This is a genomic window from Arhodomonas sp. KWT, assembly GCF_010993615.1.
Window position 1 is genome coordinate 1526 of sequence record NZ_WNXE01000021.1, and the last position, 2922, is coordinate 4447.

General features: G+C 70.8%; 5 protein-coding genes. 2 read left to right on the top strand and 3 right to left on the bottom strand.

Annotated features, from left to right (window positions below; genetic code table 11):
• Positions 1-700: DMT family transporter (locus tag G7A99_RS06105; RefSeq protein WP_163139206.1), on the top strand; the 700-nt coding region annotated here is incomplete at its 5' end.
• Here the strand turns inward: G7A99_RS06105 and tsaA are convergent.
• Positions 650-1390, bottom strand: coding sequence for a tRNA (N6-threonylcarbamoyladenosine(37)-N6)-methyltransferase TrmO (gene tsaA / locus G7A99_RS06110; protein ID WP_018717126.1), 741 nt, complete (start codon positions 1388-1390; stop codon positions 650-652). The genes G7A99_RS06105 and tsaA overlap by 51 nt on opposite strands.
• Entirely contained in the window at positions 1387-2163 is a 777-nt protein-coding gene (locus tag G7A99_RS06115) for a dienelactone hydrolase family protein (RefSeq protein WP_018717127.1), read from the bottom strand. The genes tsaA and G7A99_RS06115 overlap by 4 nt, the downstream gene beginning before the upstream one ends.
• Before the next feature lie 158 nt (positions 2164-2321).
• Here G7A99_RS06115 and G7A99_RS06120 point away from each other — a divergent pair, with 158 nt between their 5' ends.
• A complete protein-coding gene (locus tag G7A99_RS06120) occupies positions 2322-2675 on the top strand; it encodes a hypothetical protein (protein WP_018717128.1) in 354 nt (117 codons plus the stop codon).
• Between the two features lie 8 nt (positions 2676-2683).
• Here the strand turns inward: G7A99_RS06120 and G7A99_RS06125 are convergent, their stop codons facing one another.
• Positions 2684-2887, bottom strand: coding sequence for a hypothetical protein (locus G7A99_RS06125; RefSeq protein ID WP_018717129.1), 204 nt, complete (start codon positions 2885-2887; stop codon positions 2684-2686).
• Positions 2888-2922 lie beyond the last annotated feature (35 nt).

Below are 2922 nucleotides of genomic sequence, written 5' to 3' on the forward strand. Positions count from 1 at the left end.
ACCGGCACGCACGGCGTGGCCGTTCATCACCGGCCTGGGTCTGGCACAGGCCGCCTACCAGGGCCTGTATCTCACCGCCGTGAGCTGGGTCGGCGCCGGCCTCGCGACCCTGGTGACGCTGTGCTCCGCGCCGGTCATTACCGCCGTGCTCGCCGGCGTCGTGCTGGGCGAGCCGCTGACCCGGCGCACTGCGGAGGGTATGGTCGGGGCGATCACCGGCACCGTCCTCGTGGTCGCCTTTGGCGAGACCATCACCGCCGGTCCGATGCTCTGGTGGGGCGTGGCCGCGTCGCTCGCGGCGGGACTGGTCTACGCACTTTTCACACTGCTCTCACGCCGGGCCGGCCACTACTGCCACCCCCTGCAGAGCGCATGCTTCGGTTTCGCCGTCGGCGGCATCGCCCTCGCTCCGGCGGCGGCATGGAGCGCCTCCGCCGCGGCACCACTGACCGTCACCGGTCTCGCTGCGGTGGTCTACATCACCCTGGTCCCGACGTTCGTCGGCTACATCGCCTTCTTTCAGGGGATGCGCGTCACGCCGGCCACCGCCTCGACCATCATCGTCACCCTGGAGCCACTTGTCGTGGCCGTGCTTGCCTGGGCCCTGCTCGGCGAGGCCCTCGGCCCGTGGGGCATGGCAGGCGCCGTGCTACTCACCGCCTCCGTGCTGCGCGTCACCGGTGTCGGACGGCGGCGCTGAGATCTCCAGCGACAGCACCACCAGGGTCCCGCCCTGAACCGTCCAGAGCACGTTGTGACCGGCCAGGGTCACGCCATGGACGCGGTTCTGCTCGCCACGCCGATAGGCCGGCCGGGGATCGAGCGCCAGGGTCTCGGCGATAAGCCGCCGCAGGCCGGCCGGGGCCGCCGCAAGCGCCGCTTCCGCCTCGGCGGCGAAGTGCACCGGCATCGGCGCCGGTGCCTCGTCGAAGCGCACCGGCGGACACGCCTCCGGGATGGCGTCGCTGTAAGGGATATAGGGTTTGATATCGTAGACCGGCGTGCCGTCGACGAGGTCATGCCCCGCGATGGCAAGCCCGCGCCGTCCGGGCATATCCACCACGCGATCCAGAGTGACCACCGACAGCCCCAGCCCGTTGGGCCGAAACGGCGAGCGGGTGGCAAAGACCCCGAGCCGGCGGTTACCGCCGAGCCGAGGCGGGCGCACCGTCGGCGACCATTCCCGCAGCGGGTTGAGATGGAAGCCGAAGATCACCCAGACGTGGCTGCAGGCCTCCAGACCGCGCAGGGCCTGGGGATCGTCGTAGGGCGGCTCGAGCTCGATGAACGCCCTCGCCGAGGGCACCAGGCCGGGCTGGCGAGGCGTGCCGAATTTCTCCGCGAAGTCGCCGCGGATATGGCCTACCGGGGTCAGGGTCACGGCGTTCACGGCCTCCCCAGCCGCTCGGCGAGGAAGCCCTGGAGGGCATCCCATGACGCCATGTCCGCCTCCGGCCGGTAACGCTCGCCGGACCAGACCGTAAAGGCGTGCGGGGCGCCGCCATAGATCTCCATCCGGTGCGGGACCCCCGCGGCGTCCAGGGCGCCGGCCAGCGCAGCGACGTCGCTCATCGGCGAGGCCCGGTCGGCGGAGCCGTGCAGGATCAGCACCGGGGCGCGAACATCGGCGTAATCCTGGCCCTCCGGCGTGCCTAGACCACCGTGGAAAGTCACGAATCCCTGCATGTCTGCCCCGCTGCGTGCGAGTTCCAGCACCGCCGAGCCGCCAAAGCAGTAACCGATGGCGACGGCCCGTTCCGGATCCACGCCCTCCAGACCGCGCAGGGCATTCACGGCCGCATTCACGCGCGTGCGCATCAGGGCGCGGTCACCGTAGAGCTCGCCGCTCCGGGCGCGCGCGTCCTCCACCGTTTGCGGGCGTACACCGGCACCGTAGAGATCCGCGGCGAACGCCGCGTAGCCTGCCCGGGCAAGCATCCGCGCCCGGGTGCGCTCGTAGTCGTCGAGCCCGTCCCAGTCGTGAATGATCAGCACGACGGGCTGGGGCCCCGGCAACGCCGTATTGCGGGCATAGTAGCCCTCGAAGCGCGTATCGCCGGAACGGTAGGAAACGTCCTCGCCGACGATGTCGGCCACCGCGACGGCCGGCAGGCACGCGGCGGCGAGCGCAAGGGTGGTGATGACACTGCGGATCGTCGTCATACGGCCTCCCGTGGCACGTCGTCTGTGCCGGCAGAGATTGCAGTCCTGCGGGACTCGGCCAGACTGTCCCTGCTGGAGTATAGTGGGCGCTCCGGGCCGCTGCGCCGCGACCATGCACGGGCGGCAGACTGCGCCGCCGGGATGACAGGGAGGCCGCCATGACCCACCGTCAACGCCTGGCAAGCTGGCTGTTCGCCGGCTGGCACCTCGCACGCATGCCGGTACCCGACGACCCCGCTACGCTCGCCGCACGACGGCGCTGGTGCCGCGACCACTGCGGCGATTTCGCCGGCCGCTGGTTCGGCATCGGCGCCGCCCTGTGGCTGTTCTACGTCTTCCCGCTGCGCCCCGCGCTGCCGATGGAGACCGACTACGGCTGGCCGGGGATCGCCGCGCTCGTCGCCTTCGTCATCGGCGTGTGGTACATCGTCCGGCAGATCTACGCACAGTCCAAGGTCGGGCCGCCGCCGATCGACCCGCCCATGGACATGCGCGGGCCAGACGACCGTTAACCCCCGCGCTAGCCGGTCTGGCGCTGGAGCAGCTGCAGGTAGCCCTCGAGGACGTCGAGCAGCCGCAGGGCCTCGTCGAGGTCCGCCCTGCCGTCGTCCGCCACCGGCAGGGCATTCAGCCGCTCGCGGATATGGTGAGCATAGTCGGCGGCCGCATCCAGCGTGGTCGGGCCTTCCTCCCACGCGCCTTCGTCCTGGGTGGAATCCGTCATAATCCGTTCCCCCTCCAATGCGTCGCATGGCCCGT

Excerpts from the sequence above, each read along its gene's own strand:
- G7A99_RS06125 (WP_018717129.1), bottom strand. The coding sequence starts at position 2,887 with ATGACGGATTCCACCCAGGACGAAGGCGCGTGGGAGGAAGGCCCGACC.
- G7A99_RS06115 (WP_018717127.1), bottom strand. The coding sequence starts at position 2,163 with ATGACGACGATCCGCAGTGTCATCACCACCCTTGCGCTCGCCGCCGCG.
- G7A99_RS06120 (WP_018717128.1), top strand. The coding sequence starts at position 2,322 with ATGACCCACCGTCAACGCCTGGCAAGCTGGCTGTTCGCCGGCTGGCAC.